Origin of the sequence: Ostreibacterium oceani (assembly GCF_009362845.1) — a bacterium.
Taxonomy (GTDB): Bacteria; Pseudomonadota; Gammaproteobacteria; order Cardiobacteriales; family Ostreibacteriaceae; genus Ostreibacterium; species Ostreibacterium oceani.
In genome coordinates, this window is record NZ_WHNW01000007.1 from 141,146 (window position 1) to 158,225 (window position 17,080).

The window sequence follows — 17,080 nt, forward strand, 5'->3', positions numbered from 1 at the left end:
ATCAATTTCATCTAGTTTCCAAGCACAGCGCGAATATAGTCTGTCGGATTTAATAATTGTGTTGCGGTTTTTTGTGCCAATACAAAAACCGGCTCCGCGAACACACCAATACACAATGTCATGGTTGATAACAGCACAATCGGCAGCATCATAAACCATCTGGTTTTTTTCGCAGCAATGCTTTGTACCGAATTGTCATTTTCAGGCATCGGTTTCCAAAAGGCTTCATTCCATATTTTCGTCATCGAGTACAGCGTCAGTAAACCGACCACAAGCGCCACGATAACAATGAAATACTGCTTGGCTTCGATGCCGCCTTTTATGACAACAAATTTTGCCCAAAAGCCCGAAAGCGGCGGAAAACCCGCAAGTGAGAATGCCGAAACCACAAAAAGTATACTTAAAAATGGGTATGCGCTATAAACACCACCAATTTTCTTTAAATGAAAACTGCCTTGAAAGCGGCGCACGACACCACTAATCAGAAATAAATTTGATTTTACAATGATGTGGTGCATGATATAAAACACACTGCCAGCTAACGCCATTTTTGTGCCAATGGCCAAACCCATAATCATATAGCCGATTTGGCTAATGATATGGAACGACAGAACTTTTCTAAAATCCATCTGTGCGGCGGCGCCAAGTACACCAAAAAACATGGTGGTTGCCGCAACAAATAACAACAAATTCTCGATGAACACACTTTCATGGTTAAAAATGAGTGTGAAAAAGCGAATAAATGCATACACCCCCACTTTTGTCAGCATGCCGGCAAAAAACGCCGAGACACTGATAGGTGGCGTATGGTACGAGGCGGGCAACCAATTATAAAGTGGGAACACCGCCGCCTTAACGCCAAAGGCAATAAAAAAGAATACCGCGGCTAAATCAAGCAAGGCTGGGTTATTCACAGCCGGCAAACGAAGCGCAATATCGGCCATATTTAAGGTACCTGTTAGCCCATAAATCACTCCGATACCGGCTAAAAAGAATGCTGATGCAACCATATTGATGGTGACATATTTAATGCTGGCTTCTAATTGTGCTTTGCTGTTACCAAGGGCCATTAACACAAATGAACTAATCAGCATTAATTCAAACCACACGAACAGGTTAAATATATCGCCGGTTAAAAAGGCTCCGCAGACACTGAACACCAAAAAGTTCATTAACGGATAAAAGCCAAATTTTATGCGATGTTCGTCTATTTCACTAAGTGCATATAAGCTGGTCATAAAAGCAATGATGGCGGTCAACATAACCATAATGGCGCTGAATAAATCGGCGACCAAAGTAATGCCAAATGGCGCTTGCCAGCTCGCCGATTGAATCACCAAAAAATCATTAAGATTCACAGCATAGAGCAAATAGATGGCAGCCAATACCAGCGCCGACATCGCGGCGATAAAAAGCGCTTTTTGGATGCGTGCATGTCCCCACGCAAACAAACTGAATATGCCCGTCAGCAAAGGAATCAGCAATACAAATAAAATAGCGTTATGCATCACTTGAATCCAGCTTATCTGATGTGGTTAATTCGTCGATATTGTCCGTTTTCAATCGTCGATAGGCGACTTTAATAAGCACAATGGCAAAGGTTTGTATTCCAAAGCCAATAACAATGGCGGTCAAGATTAAGGCTTGTGGTAAGGGGTCGGCAAATGGCTCGATTAATCGCGTGGCATTGTCCGCAATTAAAGGTGGCTGGCCAAGCGTGACGCGACCAATGGCGAATAATAATAAATTGGAGGCATAGCCTAAAATTAACAAGCCGATAATCAATTTCACAAAACTACGATGTAAAATCATATACACCGCCGCGGTATACAGGCCACCAATTAAAAATGGCAAGATTTGCTCCATTACTCGGCCTCCCACAAAGTGAAAATTAATGCAAGAATTGTCCCCGCAACAGTCAGATATACTCCAATATCAAACAAAATCGGCGTGCCGGGCTTGCCTAAAACGGGCAAACTAATTGCCTCATACCAAAGTCCCGTAAAAAACGGCTGCCCAACAAATACGGGCAACGTTGCACTAATTGTTGCGATAAGTAGCCCAAATGCAATCATTTTCACGGGTTGAATTTTATATTTTTGTTTGGTTTTGGTAACCCCTGCACTTAATGTATGCAGTGAAAATGCAATGGCAAACACCAAACCGCCAACAAAACCGCCACCAGGGGCATTATGCCCACGAAGCAATAAGAACAATGAAAAAATCACGAACAACGGTACAAATAATTTCACACCGGTTGCTAAAATCGTCGAACTCATATCTGTGCCTTATTCGTTGTTTTACTAAATTTCACCAATGCATACACGCCAATGGCCGCGATACCCAGTACCACAATTTCTCCTAAAGTATCCAGTGACCGAAAATCTACCAAAATCACATTCACCACATTCTTCCCTTTTGCCAGTAAATAACTATTCTCAGCAAAATAGGCTTTTAAATGTGAATCTAATGGGTATTGCGTGACAATCATTGTAACCCACGCCATAATGGCACCGAATAAAATTGAAACCACTAAATAACGAAACGGTATTGCGCCTTGATTAAACACCAAATATTTTGGCAATTTCCATAACACCAAGACGAAAATCACCACCGTTAACGTCTCAATCAAAAATTGCGTAATCGCCAAATCAGGCGCACCGAACATAATAAAAATAAACGCCAAACCATATCCAACCACGCCAAGTAGCGCGATTGCTAACAACCTCGACTGCGCAACGACAGTATAAAAACACGCGGTTAACATAATTAGCCCCACCACAATGTCATAGACGCGAAACTCTTGCCAAGAAATATTGATGGCTGGGATAGACAAGTCTTTTAATATCCAAAGGGCAAGCAAACAAAACGTCACGAATATCGTAAACAGGTACATCCGTACATATCCGTGCTGAATTCGGCGAGTTATTTTTATCGCTACATCAATGATGCTTTGCATGATTTCATCATAGGCATGCGAGATGCGTACGTTCTCGGAAATGGTAATTGCTTTCATGTGTTTTGGTTTCAAATAGATGAACAGAAACACACAAAAACCAACCACAATCGTCACGACACTTAATAATAGTGCAATATTAAAGCCGTGCCAAAGTGACAGTTTTAATGCATTGCTGGTCGGCAAAATCGCCACGGCCGCTTGATTCAGTAACGGCGCAATTAAGCCACCAAACAAACCAAATACCAACGATAGCCCCGTCATAATTAACGGCCCAATCCATAAACCAATAGATGCCTCATTTACGACCGCAAGTGTATGTCTCTTTTTTCCAAAGAATATAAAATAGCTAATCATTAACGCCGCCGCCATAAACATGACGCTCGCGATAAAAAATGCGGTTGTGGTAAGCGGCGCATTGCTTTGCATATCAAGCATCGCTGCATAACTGGTTTCTTTACTAATAAACCCAAAAAGCGGCGCAATGCCGGCCATAGATAAACAGGCAAATAGCGTAATCGTGCCAGTAATTGGCATGTCGCGAAATAATTGCCCTAGTTGACGAATTTGCCGCGTACCGGTTTGTTTATCGATAATGCCGGTAATTAAAAAAAGCGAACCTTTATAAAGTGCATGCGCGAATATAAAAATTACCGCAGCATGCAGGGCATATTCAGTCCCAATCCCAATTAGCATCGTAATCAAGCCAAGCGCGCTCACAGTGGTATTAGCTAAAAGCGTTTTTAGATCACTTTGAATGACCGCAACTGTTGCACCAATGAGCATAGTTATCGCACCAAAAATTACCAAACTTGCATTCCAGCCGTCTTCGCCATTAAACAATGGACTCATACGCGCGAGTAAATAAATACCCGCTTTAACCATTGTCGCAGAATGTAAATAGGCACTCACGGGCGTTGGCGCGGCCATCGCTGCGGGCAACCAAAATTGAAATGGAAATTGCGCGGATTTACTAAAACAACCAATAATAATCAGCGCCATGGCCGCTGGCAGTAAAGCGTGCTCTTGTAGTACTTGGGCACTTGCTAAAATGCGCGATAAATCATAACTTTGTGCGCTGCTGCCTAAAATAATAAAGCCCGCTAACAATGCCAAGCCGCCACCGGCCGTTATGATTAAGGCTTTTAGTGCCGCTTCTCGTGACTGCGAGTTTTCATGCGTAAAGCCAATTAAAAAATAGGAGGTTAAACTGGTTAACTCCCAAAAGACAAATAAACTGATGATATTATCGCTAAGCACAACACCCAGCATAGAGGCCATAAATAACAGCAAAACCACGTAAAAGCGGCTGACTCGTGCATAGCTTTTCATATAGCCGTTTGAATACACCAGCACTAACACACCAATGCCCGTAATTAACAGCGCAAAAAGTAGTGACAAGCCATCTAATTTAAACGAAAGCTCAACCCCTAAACTTGGCAACCAGTCAAAACGGTGAATAATGCTTTGCTTTGCAATGACTTCGTTATATTGCGTTATAAACCAGATAAAGGCAGCACCTGGATATAGTGCGAGAAACAACCCAGTGTAAGCGCGAAACACCCGATAAAGCCAAGGGGTTAACAACGCGACAAAAAAACCCAATAAAACTAACGCTAGCATCATAAAGCATCGTTACCTAGAAAGCGACCTAAATAGGATACACCGCCAATTAAAATAAGCAACTATTCTATCATTAATTCGACAAACCTACGTCAAACGCATGGTGAAATTCAGTTAATTTTCAGTTAATTTGAAATTTCATTAACCGCATGCACCGCGTTGCTCAATATTACTCAATATTACCCAATATTACTATTGTTCAACAAAGGCACGTTCAATCGCATAGTGCCCCTGCTCTTTTTTAGTGCCTTCGCGAAAGCCCATCGCATTTAAGATGGCACAGGTGTCTTTTAGCATACTGGGGCTACCGCAGACCATAAATCGATCGACTTCAGGATTCATCGGTGGCAACCCTAAATCTAGATTAATTTTACCGTATTTGATCAAATCGGTTATGCGGCCTTGGTGTTGGTAAGGCTCACGCGTTACCGTTGGATAATAGAGGAGTTTATCCTTGACCCACTCACCAAAAAATTCATTATTGGGGAGCGCTTCAGTAATATATTTATTATAAGCCAATTCAGATACATAGCGCACGCCATGCGTTAAAATGACTTTGTCAAATTGCTCATAAATTTCGGGGTCTTTGATAATACTCATAAACGGCGCAAGCCCTGTGCCCGTGCTAATCAACCACAGATTTTTGCCTGGCAATATATAGTCAGTGACTAGTGTGCCTGTTGATTTATCCGACATGAGCAGTTCATCACCGACTTGGATTTTTTGCAACCGTGACGTCAGTGGTCCGTCGGGGACTTTGATACTTAAAAATTCTAACTCATCTTCGTAGTTGGCGCTGGCAATCGAATATGCGCGCATGAGTGGTTTGCCTTCGACTTCTAAACCAATCATAATAAAGTGCCCGTTTTTAAATCGAAAAGTCGGTTGACGGGTGGTTTTAAAACTAAACAATGTTTCATTCCAATGGTGAACTGCGGTGACTTTTTCGGTTAAATATCCCATGTAATGACAATCCTCTAATAATTTAATGTCTATTTACTTTTTACTTTAACAAACAAATCACGCAATGCCTACAAGCAATCACAGACCGCGCCATTCCATTTGTTGATAAGGTGTTGCCAAAGATTATACCAAAGTCACTGCACAGTACAACCAAGGTTGTATTCATTGGCTAATTTGACCAATTGAAATGCCACTTGACCATCCTTGCCATCTAATGTCATTGTTGCTCGATTGCAGCCATGAAACTGTAGCGTCATCGTGCCCCAAACTTCGATTCCTGGTGGACTAGATGGCGCGGTTGAAAAGTCCGCACCATTACCCAAAAAGCCCTGATATACAGTGAATGTATAAACCGCGTCTTTGACGATACGTGCATCGCTTAATTGACCATTTAGTTCTGCCATCAACCATTGCGCCTGCCCATCTCCTGTGCCTTTGTAACCATAATAGTACGCTAGCAAACGATTGGCATCGGGGCGAATAATATTAATCCCGAGGCCACTATAAACAGGATCATACCACGCGCCAGATACAGCGGACAACGCTGCTACACTCGTGTTGGTAACAAACTGCGCACCTGATGCGTGCTGCAAAATAAACGATTCATACGATGCAACGTCTGTGTACCCACTAGGATTACCCGATGCACAGCCACCCACGAGAAAACTCGCAATCCCTGCTTGCACATTGATACCGTTTTGTTTGATGTACAAAGGCGCGCCCGTATCGCCATAGCAAATATCTTTCGCCTGTGTATCACCAGCGCACAGGGTTGGCGGTGAATCATAGCCAAAAAGCGTTTGGCATTGCGCGTAATCGACTATCGGCAAATCCACCATCTGCAATGTGCGCGGATTCGTAATCGATAAAGGTGATACCGACGTACTTCCCATTCCTGCGACAGTGGCGATACGACTCGCCAATACATCGCCTGACCCATTAAGTACGGCATTAGGATAATTATGCGGCGTGGCAAGTTTTAGTAGTGCGATATCGTTAAATGTTGAACTCGATGTTGTGCGGTTGTAGTTTGGATGCACAACAATCTGTGAGACCGCCATTCGGTCATCGGCCACCAGCCGATTTGCCACAAAGCCTTGTGGATTTGGATTAACGTTCACGCGACTGGCATCCACTGGTGTATGGCTTGGATTGTTACTGACGCAGTGCGCTGAAGTCATCACCCACTCCTTATCTATAAACGCACCACCGCAAATACCGGTCGATGTGGGGCCTTGTGCCACAGATATCACAACAAACGATGGGTAGGCCGCGGCAAGGCTATCTTCGCCGCCGACAATTGCATGGGCAGTATTGACCACCAAGCTTAAACCAACGCTCAAAACCAGCCTAAAGCCAGAGTAAAAATCCAAGTTAAAACAATTAATTAAATACTTACCTAAACCCTTATCTAAACGAGCGATCCCTAATAAAATTGACTGGTTGTTCATCTTTGCCATAACGTCTCCTTGATTGTTAGTTAGTTGCACATTCATCGCCAGATTGCTTGCGGCAGCAGAATTGCAATGTAAATGCTCATACTTTTATGTTGCCCTTATGTTGCCCTTATGTTGCCCTTATGTTGCCCTTATGTTGCCCTTATGCTGCCCTTATGCTGCGCTTGTATTATCCACTCTATCACAATGGCGCGCTTGATGCATCGTTTTGATAGCACTTTACACCGTTAAAACCGCTATGGCGACTTTGGTTTTGCAGGTTGAACATTGATTTTGCGTTGCTTGTGAATATTTTTGTGAATATAAATAATGCTTTAAAATACCCAGCAAGTTGTCCTAAAGTTGGGGTGTAAGCTCACTATTCAACAGATGATTCAAACCATGCTGATGCTGAGGGTTTGTTCAGCGAATAATAAGCAAGCAAAAAACAACCCGCTTCACCCACACCAAAATAGATAGAATAACAGCCCATCGGAAAGACAATTGCGCCAGCGAAAACGACAAATGCTAATAACAAAAATGTATACTTGGGATTTCCTCGACGCTTAGAAATAGAAAGCATTACCCAGAATAAAATCCCTCCCCAAATGATAATAAATAGATAGTTCATGGGATTACGCCAACCAGCATCTAAAACAGTCGAACAAGTTAAACTGTCAAGCGCGAAAAAAATAAAACTCAATCCGACAAGGCAATACACCTTGGCTATTATTGACGGTGTTCCCAAATTTGTCGGCTTTGTGTTGGATTGGGGCGGTTTGTATGGGTTCATAAATTTTCTCTTGTCTTTTTTTACAAAAGGAGTTAGCTACCATTGGCGATAGGACGGCTCAACCAACGTTCAAATTTTAGTGCGTGTAATCCGCTTTAAACTTAACCCGTCATCACCCAATGTGCTGTGTCACGGACTGACAACGTCACGGTACAGCTCGGTGGTAAGAAATCCATCTGCCACCATGCCTTTTGATTGCTGAAATTGCTGCAAAGCACGGCGCGTTTTATTCCCAAACAGTCCATCGACAGCGCCTGCGTCAAACCCTTTGGAATTAAGGGATTGCTGGATGAGTTTAATATCATTACTGCTAACTGGTTTGGCGTTATTCGGCCAAGCAACTGACAACGGTGCGCGCCCAGCAATTTGGTCGCTCAGCAGCCCCACCGCCAGCGCATAAGCATCCGAGTTATTATAACGCTTAATAACATCAAAATTACGGTATAGCAAAAACTTAGGCCCAAAACGACCCGCAGGTACAAATAACTGCGCCTCAATGTCTACCGCTGGCAAAGGCGCCCCGTCAACCGCACGTACACCATGGCTTTGCCATTGAGATAACGATAGCCAATCACTACGATTATTAGCAAGCCAATAATCAAAATCGGTAGGTAAGCTAACTTCACGCCCCCAAGTATAGCCACTTTGCCAGCCCATCTCCGCTAAATAAAACCCTGCTGACGCGAGTGCATCATTTGCTTCCCACAAGTCTCGGCGTCCATCTTGGTTAAAATCGATGGCATACTGCAAATAAGTGGATGGAATAAACTGCGTATGCCCCATGCCACCTGCCCAAGAACCTGTGATATCCAGCGATGATAAATCACCGCGGCTGATGAGCTTGAGCGCAGCGAGGAGTTCTTGCTCAAAAAACGCGCGTCGCCGACCATCGTACGCCAGCGTTGCCATCGCCGAAATAATCGGGACATTGCCCATAAAACCGCCGTAGTTACTTTCCATACCCCATATTGCCGTAACAATATGGCCTGGCACGCCCGTCTGCTGACTTATCTTATCAAACAGCCCTGTATACTGTTGATATTGCGCTTTACCCGTAATAACGCGCTGCGCTGATACCGCTGATGACAGGTAATCCCACAGGAATTTTTTAAATTCAGACTGATTGTTATCGTGGGTTATCGCCCGTTCATACGGTTGCGTTTTTTGCACAAATTCGGTTATTAACGGCTCAGCAATCCCTGCTGCCAATGCTTTGCCTGCAAAGTCGCGCTTCCAGTCTGAAAACGACATCATCTGCACATCCGATTGCGCGTCCGATTGTACGCTGGCTGGCGTATCAGCAAACACAGGGGTAATCAGCCCGTACCCACCAAGCATCGCGCCTATTGCGCCTATTAAGCTAACGAATCGTATTTTTCTCATCATACTTAAATCACAACCCAAAAAAATAAATCATACCTAACTGTATTATAAGCCCTAGCCACGCCACGGGTCTATGTAATTATCTGCGTTTTTCAAATATTTAAAAGACCCGTTACATCAATGCCAGTTACCTCAACACCCATTACCTCGATAAAAAAACATCCTCTACCCTATCATTACGCAATCATTACTGGCCAGAACGGACAGACACGGATAAGCACGGACAAGAATAACATAATCACCTGCAACAAACCCAAAAAATGACCAAATTGGTATATAATAAAGCGCTATTCAACACACGTTATGTAACCCATGAATCAACCGCCAAATCAGCCCATAAACCAGCCACCAAATCAGCCCGTGAAGTATGCCAGTTTTATACAACGCTTTGCCGCGTTTGTCATCGATAACATTTTATTGTTGGTTGTTTTTACCCCGTTAATTCCGCTACTAACCGGCCCTGAATTTGAGATTGCGCAGCAAGCACTAGAGTCAGCATTAACGACACTAGAACAAGCCACAACACCCGAAGCCATTAACCAAGCCAATGCCCAATTTTGGCAAGCTTCTGTCGATTTTTTCAAAGCACAAAATGCACCACTCATTCAATTTATCACGCTATTAATCACCTTGTTTTTTTGGGTGCGTTTTGCAGGCACGCCTGGCAAGCGTTTGCTCGGGTTAAAAGTGGTCAATGCTGACACGCTCGCACCACTGAATATACTGCCTGCGACATTGCGTTATCTCGGTTATTTTGTCTCTTTTTTCTTTTTTGGGATGGGGTTTTTATGGATACTAATTGACCCAAAAAAACAAGGCTGGCATGACAAAATGGGGCGTTCTGTGGTGATTGTTGAATCGAAGCAAACGACCTTCAATCGCAAGCCAACACAGTCACCCGAATCAAAAACGACGTCAGGCGCCGCAACGAACCCAACGAATCACGATGATATTTTTAAGGCTTAACCAAACTCAATCAAGTTTAGTCAGGTTACTCAGGTTTGGTTAGATTTAGCCAAACCCATCAACATCAAAAAACCAGAGACATCAATCATATCATGGAAAACCCATACGCCGCCCCCAAAAGCATTCTGCCTAAGCACGCCACCGGGAAGCTGGCGAACCCTCGTCCATTCAAAACAGCGAACCTTTACAAACGCGTCGGCGCCACCATTTTGGATGCCGGGTTGGTGTATGTTTTCATTTCATTTCTAGGGAATTTTGTCCCTATTGCTAACCAACAAGCGTTGCTTTATTTCGTGACGTTACTTTGCTATTTATACCTTATGCTGGCGATAAAACAAAAGACGATAGGGCAAATGATTGTCCGCACAAAGCTTATCAGCGAATCAACCGCTGATGCCTTTCCCGCTGATACCTTTCCCGCTGATACCTTTCCCGCTGATACCTTTCCCGCTGATACCTTTCCCGCTGATACCTTTCCCGCTGATACCTTTCCCGCTGATACCTTTCCCGCTGATACCTTTCCCACCGGCACACCGCCAGACGGTGTGTCAACGACAAAAGACCGTCACCTAGCAGCCATAAACCGACCATCATTGGCACAGGTTTTTATGCGCATTTCCCCAACGGTTGTTTTAACGTTCGCGTCTGTATTTTTCGGTGCGGCAATGACTTGGTTATCCGCTACGATGATTATCGGTTACCTATTGCTTAATCGACAGCATAGACATAAACAGACCACCACCACGCTATTTGATCGGTTTGTCGGCACTCGAGTGATTATACCGCCCGAAAACGACGGCAATTATTTATTCACCGATGTGCCGTAATTGCCGCTGTAATCACCGCTGTAATCGACACTAAAGCTAACACCCAAAGCATCATGTAGACTTATACACATAAACTGATGTGTATTAAGTCTGCGTATCATTTGAAGCGTATAAGTTGATGTGTATAAATTATTGACGGTGTGTTAACACAGGGAATTGCGCGCGCAAGCGTGTCAGTGCTGGCAAATCAATTGTCGCACAAATCACGCCTTCGCCGTCAGCAAGGACTGCCAATACTTCACCCCAGGGGTTGATAATCATACTGTGTCCCCACGTTTGGCGACCACTAGGATGCGTTCCTGTTTGCGCACTGGCTAAGACGTAGCACTGATTCTCAATGGCACGCGCACGCATTAATACCTCCCAATGCGCGGCGCCTGTCGCATGAGTAAAGGCGGCAGGAATAGAAAATAAGGCACAACCCTGCTCGGTCAACGCACGATATTGTTCTGGAAATCGCAGATCGTAACAAATCGTCAAACCAATCCGACCGATGGGTGTATCAACATACTGGTTGTATTGACCACGGAGAAAGGCATCTGATTCTCGATAAGACTCTGCCTTAGGCTGGCTACTATGGTTATTATGGCTATTATGTTGGCTGCTATCCGAGCCACCACTAGGTAGCGTTACATCGAACAAATGCCGCTTATGGTAATGCGCAACTAGCTTCCCACTCTCGTTATAAACCAAACTGGTTTGAAAGGCTTTGTGGCTATCTTTGGGGCTACCCTTGGTGCTATCTTTAACGCTGCCTGCTGCCGCATCCCATGTCGGAAATGCACCAACGATAAGCCATAGCTTATTTTCCTTAGCAATGCCAGCAAGCTCAGATTGCACATGCCCCGCACCTAACGCTTCGGCAATCAATTTTGCCTGACCCTGTACTTTGGGCATATAAATACAGTTTTCAGGTAGGACGGCAAGTGCTGCCCCTTGTTCCTTTGCTCTTTTTACCCAATAGGCAATGCGTTTGATGTTTTCAGCGACATCATCTTGCGTATTGAGCTGAATAACGGCAGCGATTGGAGCTTGCTGCTTATTTTGCTTAATATTTTGTGGGGGTATAGATTTATTCATTTATTTAACAACACATTGCAATTTCATTTCTCTAGAAAAACAGACAACTTAACGGTAGCTTAATGGCGGCTTAATGGCGGCCCACCAAAAGCACGATGATAAGCCGACAGCAAATTAAGCCGACAATGAACTAAGACGAGAATGAACTAAGATGCACAGGCCTGAGAGGCGCCTGCATACAATTGCTGCAGCCCGTTTACGTCATTCGCGTGATAGAGTTCTAAGGCACGTGCAAAATCCGTGTGCTCAACAATGCACAAACAGGCAGAATACATCTGCTCCCTAACATCAGGTGGCGAGGCTAATGCTTTTAACTCACATTGCTTTAACGCCTCCTCTTTGCTACCAATAATCACATTGCCTTGCTGTGCTAAAACAACATTTGTCAACGTCATGCAAAGCCCTATGCTAAGCCCCATGCAGACGACAAATAATCGATTTTTCATTTAGTAACCAGCCCTTTTTGTTAAATATGTGTTAAAGCAATATTAACAGAAATATACGATTGGTCTATAATAGCGCATCACTCTTAATTATTAGGTTACAGATACTCATGCCAATCACAATCGCCAGCTGGAATATTAACTCAATCAACATTCGCCTGCCCCAAATCATTAATCTAATTGATACAGAAAACATCGATATTTTGGGTGTACAAGAGACCAAAGTACCTGACGCTAATTTTCCCATAGATGCACTGAACAACAAAGGATTTCATGTGTTTTTTAATGGCCAAAAGAGTTTTAACGGCACCGCATTTATCAGCAAGCAACCGCTGACAAATTGCCGTCACCATTTGCCTGGCATGGAAATGGATTATCAGCGACGGTTTTTGCAGGCACAATGCAACGACACCTTGTTAATCAACTGTTACGTTCCTAATGGCAAAGCCGTTGGTGACGAAAAGTACGATTATAAATTACGTTGGCTAGATGCGCTGATTGCGCACCTTGAGGCACAACTCAAACAAGGCTGGTCAATTATTCTCATGGGTGATTTCAATATTGCGCCGACCGACGATGATGTCTACGATGCCCAGTTATGGCGCGATAAAATTCTCTGCTCAGCACCCGAGCGGCAACGTTTTCAGGCCTTAATTGACTTAGGCTTTTGCGATACATTCCGACAGTTTAACCAGCAAGCCGCGCAGTTTAGCTGGTGGGACTATCGCGATGGTGGTTTTGAAAAAAACCAAGGTCACCGCATTGACTTCATCCTTAGCTCAGCAAAATCAACCCGCTATTGCGTTGATTGTGTAATAGAAAAAAAAACCCGCAGCTGGGAACGTCCATCCGATCATGCCCCCGTAATTGCGACATTCGACAGCTTAGGCTAACTGATACGCGTTATTTGTACAGATTTGGCTTGACACTAAAAGCGAAAAACTGGATAATTCAGCCTTCTCAGACGCGCTGGTAGCTCAGTTGGATAGAGTACCTGGCTACGAACCAGGCGGTCGGGGGTTCGAATCCCTCCCAGCGCGCCATTTAATTGCTTCACACTTAATTGCTTCACACTTAATTGCTTCACACTTAATTGCTTCAACCATAAAAAATCCACGCCCTGATTCACTTGACTGCAGTTAGGTAACTCAACGTACTGACTAAGATCACATAACGTACAGCGTTACTCAACCTTTTATACGATCGTGGATACCCCCCCCTTTAATTTACTACCGCCTTAATTTAATTTAATATTATAAGCGACTTCTAGTTATTGACCCGTTTAGACAAATTTGCTATATTCATTTTGCTGCTAGATTGCAGTATTAATAAATCAAATTTAGGAGAATTAACATGAAGAAATTTCTTTTAACTTTACTTTTATCTGCCTATTCTGCAGCCACATTTGCCCAAGTCAATATCAATACTGCGACGGTTGAGGAATTATCGGCACTATCTGGCATTGGACAAAGCAAAGCCGAAGCAATCATTGAATACCGCGAAGCAAATGGTCAGTTTCAAAACGCAGATGCACTGACTAACGTCAAAGGCATTGGCGAAAAAACAGTAGACAAAATTCGTAATAACCTGACGGTCGAAGGGAAAACAGACCTCACTAAACTTAAATAAAAACAATTAATTAATTTAATCAATAGCAACCCGCCACATAAGCATCAGCGTGGCGGGTTTTTCATTTAATTACAGTCACATGGAATGGCCACCTGATAATTATTACGGCATTCAGAAACTGGCTGGTATTGCCGTTGGTGTCGTATTCGGTAACGTATTAGAGGTTTTTAAGCGGCGTGTTAATCAGCTGGTCACGGGCGTTGTAGTTCCACTGCCCTGCATTCGTATTAGTACCCGCATTATTGCCCAGCAATTCACTCAAGCGATTACCCACCCTGTCATACGAATCCGACCCCTTTGATTTTGCTCGGTACTTAAAATTAAATGCCTCTTCATTATATTGAGGTATCAACATAACTACTATACTTGAAAATGTGCCGTTAAGAATTCGCTCAAAATGTTCATTTATAAAGATAAAATGCGATTTTTCACTCATTTTCGCCTTGTCTATTCTGTGTTCGCTGCGTTATTCTGAGGCCTCATATTATTTGTTTTTTTGATTTCAAAAAATGACTTTTTATTTTCATTGTCAAAAAAATAAAGAGCATACTTACAACAAACATGATTAACGAAGTTAATACAGGGTGATGTAATTCAAAGATTCGAATACGATTCAAAAAATGGTAATAGCCCAAATTAGTCAGTAATTCTTTCTTTTCATTATATAGTGAAACGCTGGACACTGAATTGCAACAATTTGAATTACGATGACTTAACTCAAATATTTCAATTGCATAAAATACCATGTCGCGTCCAAATTTTGATTCAAACAATATCAGCGCACTCTTTAAAAAGTTTACATCTTTGCTCACCGCTAATACTAAAGAATGGTCTCTACTGGGTTACCTGCTTTCGTAACATACGTCTCTAATTGTGCTATATCACTGGTTACTATAATTTTTGCCAAATGCTGGCTAGACTCATCGGCAATCGCTGATTTCACAATAGTATGCATTAGAATTAAAAACAAGAGAAGCCGCGAAACCGTTACAACAGAAGCCGCGAAACATACGGCTCCACAAGCAAAGCCAGCAATAGGCGTGAAGACGAATCCAATTCCAGCACAAACCACAGCACAAACTACGCCTGATGGCATAGGGTTAGCGCATAAACCAAACTTTCTATGGCATTCATTTTGTTTTTGCATACAAACTAATTCTTTTCTTGCATCATCAAAAGCTTCATTAATACTTTTTCGTTGCAATCCATCATAATCAGAAAAATTTACTGGTTGATTATTGGTGTAGCTATATGTGTTAACGCCCGCAAATAAACCAATCGGGTCGGTTTGCAAGTAACGACCTAGGTTAGGATTATAATCCCTGTGGTAGTTTTGGTAAAGGTTAATTTCTTCGTCGTGAAACTATAAAACCCATCCGTGGGTTTTATCCTTGTACTGACGCACTGCGGACTCGCGTTGGCTTACGCCGTAATCCGCCCCGATTCAAAACGTGCTCCTGCCGTTTTGTGCCCTGGGAAACGCAACGGGTTTTCCACCGTCTCGGTGGTGATTTGCACTTTTCCAAATGCCTGATAAAAGCCTTGATAGATAACATTTACGGGGCGACATTCGCGGATTTGTCGGTGAGCATCTGCGGTGTAAAATTGTTTATTGCTGGGGATGATCATTTTGGTAATAGCTGTAGCTTAAGCTATCCTCCTGCTTTGTCGATTTTGACCAACGGATTGGTGGTGTAGGGGCTGTTTGGCTCGTACAAATACCCCTGAATAAACTCACCCCGCTCGTCAAACTCAGCCGTCAGTCCGTTGTGCGTGTAGAAGTAGTAGCTTGCTTAACTGTTGCACTTGCAAGTAGAATTTTCCAGTAATTTCAAAAAAACAATTTCATATTATCACATCACCTCATTGGCAATTAATTTCAAGTAGCTTAGATACGCTAATAAATTCATTCCTACTACTCAAGATATTATTTCTAAAAAATACACGGAAATAAGCTTCTGTGTCTTTTTTTGACATGCCATAAGTTGTCATACTATATGTTTTTTCGTTATAAAAAATTTTTACGGTGTGTGTTTTTTTTATCGGCTCGCCATCTTCCGTAGTCATATAAGAAATTGGAGCATTTAAACTCTCGCCATAACATGATTTATAGCCTTTTTCATCCATGTATATTATGATTTTTTCATATTTCTTCAAATATTCTTCCATCAATGTTTCTGTTAAAGAAAAAGAAACTTCGCAACCATTCTCAGCATTAACGACATTTTTTAACACGGCAGATTCAGGAATAAAACTATCTAAAAAACAATCATTTGCTTTTCCTTCAGATAGCAAGGCAACCATGAAAAATAAAAACCGTTTCATATCAATTTGACCTCATTTTTTAATCGTCACAACAAGGAATTTCTGGACCAGGCTTGATACATTTACATCTGCCTTGCAGCACACCCCAGGTAACTGTCCCTCCATGATTAAATTCATTTACGTCATTATAATAAGGACCTATAAAATCATCATCGCAAAAAATACACTGCCAAAAGCAACGACAAGTTGTACCAGCGACATACGCGCCTCCTTCACCATCAGTTACACGCTGGATGCTATCGCCTATTTGAATCCACTTTCCTTCACACGAAGAAAGTCCCAACGCATCAGTAAACACCAACGGACTCTGCCCTGCATACCCATACCTATTCATACCACCTGCTAGTCCAATCGGGTCAGTTTGCAGGTAGCGACCTAGGTTAGGATTATAATCCCTGTGGTAGTTTTGGTAAAGGTTAATTTCTTCATCGTGTACCTATAAAATCTATCTGTGGATGTTTGATGAAGGTTTTTCAACCATAATAGACAAGGGATAGATATTGGCATACATATTGTCGTAGATATTAGCATAAAAAAAGCCCCGCACATTGTACGGGGCTTGTTATTAAGCGCTGGCATTGACCTACTTTCACATGGGGAGGCCCCACACTATCATCGGCGATGACGCGTTTCACTTCTGAGTTCGGGATGGGATC

19 protein-coding genes, 1 tRNA gene and 1 rRNA gene are annotated in these 17,080 nt (G+C 42.9%); 5 read left to right on the plus strand and 16 right to left on the minus strand.

All coding sequences use genetic code 11. From position 1 onward, the window contains the following. Positions 1-11 precede the first annotated feature (11 nt). The 8 genes from GCU85_RS07185 to GCU85_RS07220 all read right to left on the minus strand — a co-directional run bounded on the left by GCU85_RS07185 (position 12) and on the right by GCU85_RS07220 (position 9,157). Complete coding sequence (locus GCU85_RS07185; RefSeq protein ID WP_152810501.1) at positions 12-1,508, minus strand: Na+/H+ antiporter subunit D; 1,497 nt, start codon at positions 1,506-1,508, stop codon at positions 12-14. Beyond that, positions 1,501-1,866 carry a Na+/H+ antiporter subunit C gene (locus tag GCU85_RS07190; protein ID WP_152810502.1) on the minus strand — a complete coding sequence of 122 codons (366 nt, stop codon included), beginning with the start codon at positions 1,864-1,866 and terminating at the stop codon, positions 1,501-1,503. The genes GCU85_RS07185 and GCU85_RS07190 overlap by 8 nt, the downstream gene beginning before the upstream one ends. After that, on the minus strand, positions 1,866-2,279 hold the full coding sequence (locus GCU85_RS07195; protein WP_152810503.1) for a Na+/H+ antiporter subunit B: 414 nt from the start codon (positions 2,277-2,279) through the stop codon (positions 1,866-1,868). The genes GCU85_RS07190 and GCU85_RS07195 overlap by 1 nt, the downstream gene beginning before the upstream one ends. After that, complete coding sequence (gene mbhE / locus GCU85_RS07200; RefSeq protein ID WP_152810504.1) at positions 2,276-4,582, minus strand: hydrogen gas-evolving membrane-bound hydrogenase subunit E; 2,307 nt, start codon at positions 4,580-4,582, stop codon at positions 2,276-2,278. Before mbhE ends, GCU85_RS07195 begins: the two co-directional genes overlap by 4 nt. A gap of 189 nt (positions 4,583-4,771) precedes the next feature. After that, a complete protein-coding gene (locus tag GCU85_RS07205) occupies positions 4,772-5,542 on the minus strand; it encodes a ferredoxin--NADP reductase (RefSeq protein ID WP_152810505.1) in 771 nt (256 codons plus the stop codon). Between the two features lie 134 nt (positions 5,543-5,676). Then, positions 5,677-7,002 carry a S1 family peptidase gene (locus GCU85_RS07210; RefSeq protein WP_218110595.1) on the minus strand — a complete coding sequence of 442 codons (1,326 nt, stop codon included), beginning with the start codon at positions 7,000-7,002 and terminating at the stop codon, positions 5,677-5,679. A 355-nt stretch (positions 7,003-7,357) separates the two neighbouring features. Continuing rightward, on the minus strand, positions 7,358-7,771 hold the full coding sequence (locus GCU85_RS07215; RefSeq protein ID WP_152810507.1) for a hypothetical protein: 414 nt from the start codon (positions 7,769-7,771) through the stop codon (positions 7,358-7,360). 129 nt (positions 7,772-7,900) lie between these two features. Further along, entirely contained in the window at positions 7,901-9,157 is a 1,257-nt protein-coding gene (locus GCU85_RS07220) for a lytic murein transglycosylase (RefSeq protein ID WP_152810508.1), read from the minus strand. A 309-nt stretch (positions 9,158-9,466) separates the two neighbouring features. Between GCU85_RS07220 and GCU85_RS07225 the strand changes: the two genes are divergently transcribed. Further along, positions 9,467-10,120 (plus strand): RDD family protein, encoded by a 654-nt coding sequence (locus tag GCU85_RS07225; RefSeq protein ID WP_152810509.1) that lies wholly within the window; start codon positions 9,467-9,469, stop codon positions 10,118-10,120. A gap of 92 nt (positions 10,121-10,212) precedes the next feature. Further along, entirely contained in the window at positions 10,213-10,947 is a 735-nt protein-coding gene (locus GCU85_RS10005; RefSeq protein WP_218110596.1) for an RDD family protein, read from the plus strand. 129 nt (positions 10,948-11,076) lie between these two features. On the opposite strand, the gene GCU85_RS07235 is transcribed toward GCU85_RS10005, so the two are convergent. After that, complete coding sequence (locus GCU85_RS07235) at positions 11,077-12,027, minus strand: carbon-nitrogen hydrolase family protein (protein ID WP_152810510.1); 951 nt, start codon at positions 12,025-12,027, stop codon at positions 11,077-11,079. A gap of 146 nt (positions 12,028-12,173) precedes the next feature. Then, positions 12,174-12,473, minus strand: a complete 300-nt coding sequence (locus GCU85_RS07240) for a hypothetical protein (RefSeq protein WP_152810511.1) — start codon at positions 12,471-12,473, stop codon at positions 12,174-12,176. A 107-nt stretch (positions 12,474-12,580) separates the two neighbouring features. Between GCU85_RS07240 and xth the strand changes: the two genes are divergently transcribed. The 3 genes from xth to GCU85_RS07255 all read left to right on the plus strand — a co-directional run bounded on the left by xth (position 12,581) and on the right by GCU85_RS07255 (position 14,099). Next, complete coding sequence (gene xth / locus GCU85_RS07245; RefSeq protein WP_152810512.1) at positions 12,581-13,363, plus strand: exodeoxyribonuclease III; 783 nt, start codon at positions 12,581-12,583, stop codon at positions 13,361-13,363. Between the two features lie 73 nt (positions 13,364-13,436). After that, positions 13,437-13,513, plus strand: a tRNA-Arg gene (locus GCU85_RS07250). A gap of 310 nt (positions 13,514-13,823) precedes the next feature. Further along, positions 13,824-14,099, plus strand: a complete 276-nt coding sequence (locus GCU85_RS07255; protein ID WP_152810513.1) for a ComEA family DNA-binding protein — start codon at positions 13,824-13,826, stop codon at positions 14,097-14,099. Positions 14,100-14,256: 157 nt separating this feature from the next. On the opposite strand, the gene GCU85_RS07260 is transcribed toward GCU85_RS07255, so the two are convergent. From GCU85_RS07260 to rrf, 6 genes are all read right to left on the minus strand, one after another. Further along, the gene (locus tag GCU85_RS07260; protein ID WP_152810514.1) at positions 14,257-14,454 is read right to left on the minus strand and encodes a hypothetical protein; all 198 of its coding nucleotides are present in this window, start codon (positions 14,452-14,454) and stop codon (positions 14,257-14,259) included. 465 nt (positions 14,455-14,919) lie between these two features. Further along, positions 14,920-15,447 (minus strand): RHS repeat-associated core domain-containing protein, encoded by a 528-nt coding sequence (locus GCU85_RS07265; RefSeq protein WP_328592809.1) that lies wholly within the window; start codon positions 15,445-15,447, stop codon positions 14,920-14,922. Positions 15,448-15,521: 74 nt separating this feature from the next. Beyond that, positions 15,522-15,728 (minus strand): hypothetical protein, encoded by a 207-nt coding sequence (locus GCU85_RS07270; protein WP_152810515.1) that lies wholly within the window; start codon positions 15,726-15,728, stop codon positions 15,522-15,524. A gap of 234 nt (positions 15,729-15,962) precedes the next feature. Next, the gene (locus GCU85_RS07275; RefSeq protein WP_152810516.1) at positions 15,963-16,424 is read right to left on the minus strand and encodes a hypothetical protein; all 462 of its coding nucleotides are present in this window, start codon (positions 16,422-16,424) and stop codon (positions 15,963-15,965) included. Positions 16,425-16,443: 19 nt separating this feature from the next. After that, positions 16,444-16,845 (minus strand): RHS repeat-associated core domain-containing protein, encoded by a 402-nt coding sequence (locus GCU85_RS07280; RefSeq protein ID WP_328592810.1) that lies wholly within the window; start codon positions 16,843-16,845, stop codon positions 16,444-16,446. Between the two features lie 149 nt (positions 16,846-16,994). Beyond that, positions 16,995-17,080, minus strand: a 5S ribosomal RNA gene (rrf, locus tag GCU85_RS07285); the annotation flags it as partial.

Coding starts and splice junctions, on each gene's coding strand:
- GCU85_RS07185 (WP_152810501.1), bottom strand. CDS start 1,508: ATGCATAACGCTATTTTATTTGTATTGCTGATTCCTTTGCTGACGGGC.
- GCU85_RS07190 (WP_152810502.1), bottom strand. CDS start 1,866: ATGGAGCAAATCTTGCCATTTTTAATTGGTGGCCTGTATACCGCGGCG.
- GCU85_RS07195 (WP_152810503.1), bottom strand. CDS start 2,279: ATGAGTTCGACGATTTTAGCAACCGGTGTGAAATTATTTGTACCGTTG.
- mbhE (WP_152810504.1), bottom strand. CDS start 4,582: ATGATGCTAGCGTTAGTTTTATTGGGTTTTTTTGTCGCGTTGTTAACC.
- GCU85_RS07205 (WP_152810505.1), bottom strand. CDS start 5,542: ATGGGATATTTAACCGAAAAAGTCACCGCAGTTCACCATTGGAATGAA.
- GCU85_RS07210 (WP_218110595.1), bottom strand. CDS start 7,002: ATGGCAAAGATGAACAACCAGTCAATTTTATTAGGGATCGCTCGTTTA.
- GCU85_RS07215 (WP_152810507.1), bottom strand. CDS start 7,771: ATGAACCCATACAAACCGCCCCAATCCAACACAAAGCCGACAAATTTG.
- GCU85_RS07220 (WP_152810508.1), bottom strand. CDS start 9,157: ATGATGAGAAAAATACGATTCGTTAGCTTAATAGGCGCAATAGGCGCG.
- GCU85_RS07225 (WP_152810509.1), top strand. CDS start 9,467: ATGAATCAACCGCCAAATCAGCCCATAAACCAGCCACCAAATCAGCCC.
- GCU85_RS10005 (WP_218110596.1), top strand. CDS start 10,213: ATGGAAAACCCATACGCCGCCCCCAAAAGCATTCTGCCTAAGCACGCC.
- GCU85_RS07235 (WP_152810510.1), bottom strand. CDS start 12,027: ATGAATAAATCTATACCCCCACAAAATATTAAGCAAAATAAGCAGCAA.
- GCU85_RS07240 (WP_152810511.1), bottom strand. CDS start 12,473: ATGAAAAATCGATTATTTGTCGTCTGCATGGGGCTTAGCATAGGGCTT.
- xth (WP_152810512.1), top strand. CDS start 12,581: ATGCCAATCACAATCGCCAGCTGGAATATTAACTCAATCAACATTCGC.
- GCU85_RS07255 (WP_152810513.1), top strand. CDS start 13,824: ATGAAGAAATTTCTTTTAACTTTACTTTTATCTGCCTATTCTGCAGCC.
- GCU85_RS07260 (WP_152810514.1), bottom strand. CDS start 14,454: ATGTTGATACCTCAATATAATGAAGAGGCATTTAATTTTAAGTACCGA.
- GCU85_RS07270 (WP_152810515.1), bottom strand. CDS start 15,728: ATGATCATCCCCAGCAATAAACAATTTTACACCGCAGATGCTCACCGA.
- GCU85_RS07275 (WP_152810516.1), bottom strand. CDS start 16,424: ATGAAACGGTTTTTATTTTTCATGGTTGCCTTGCTATCTGAAGGAAAA.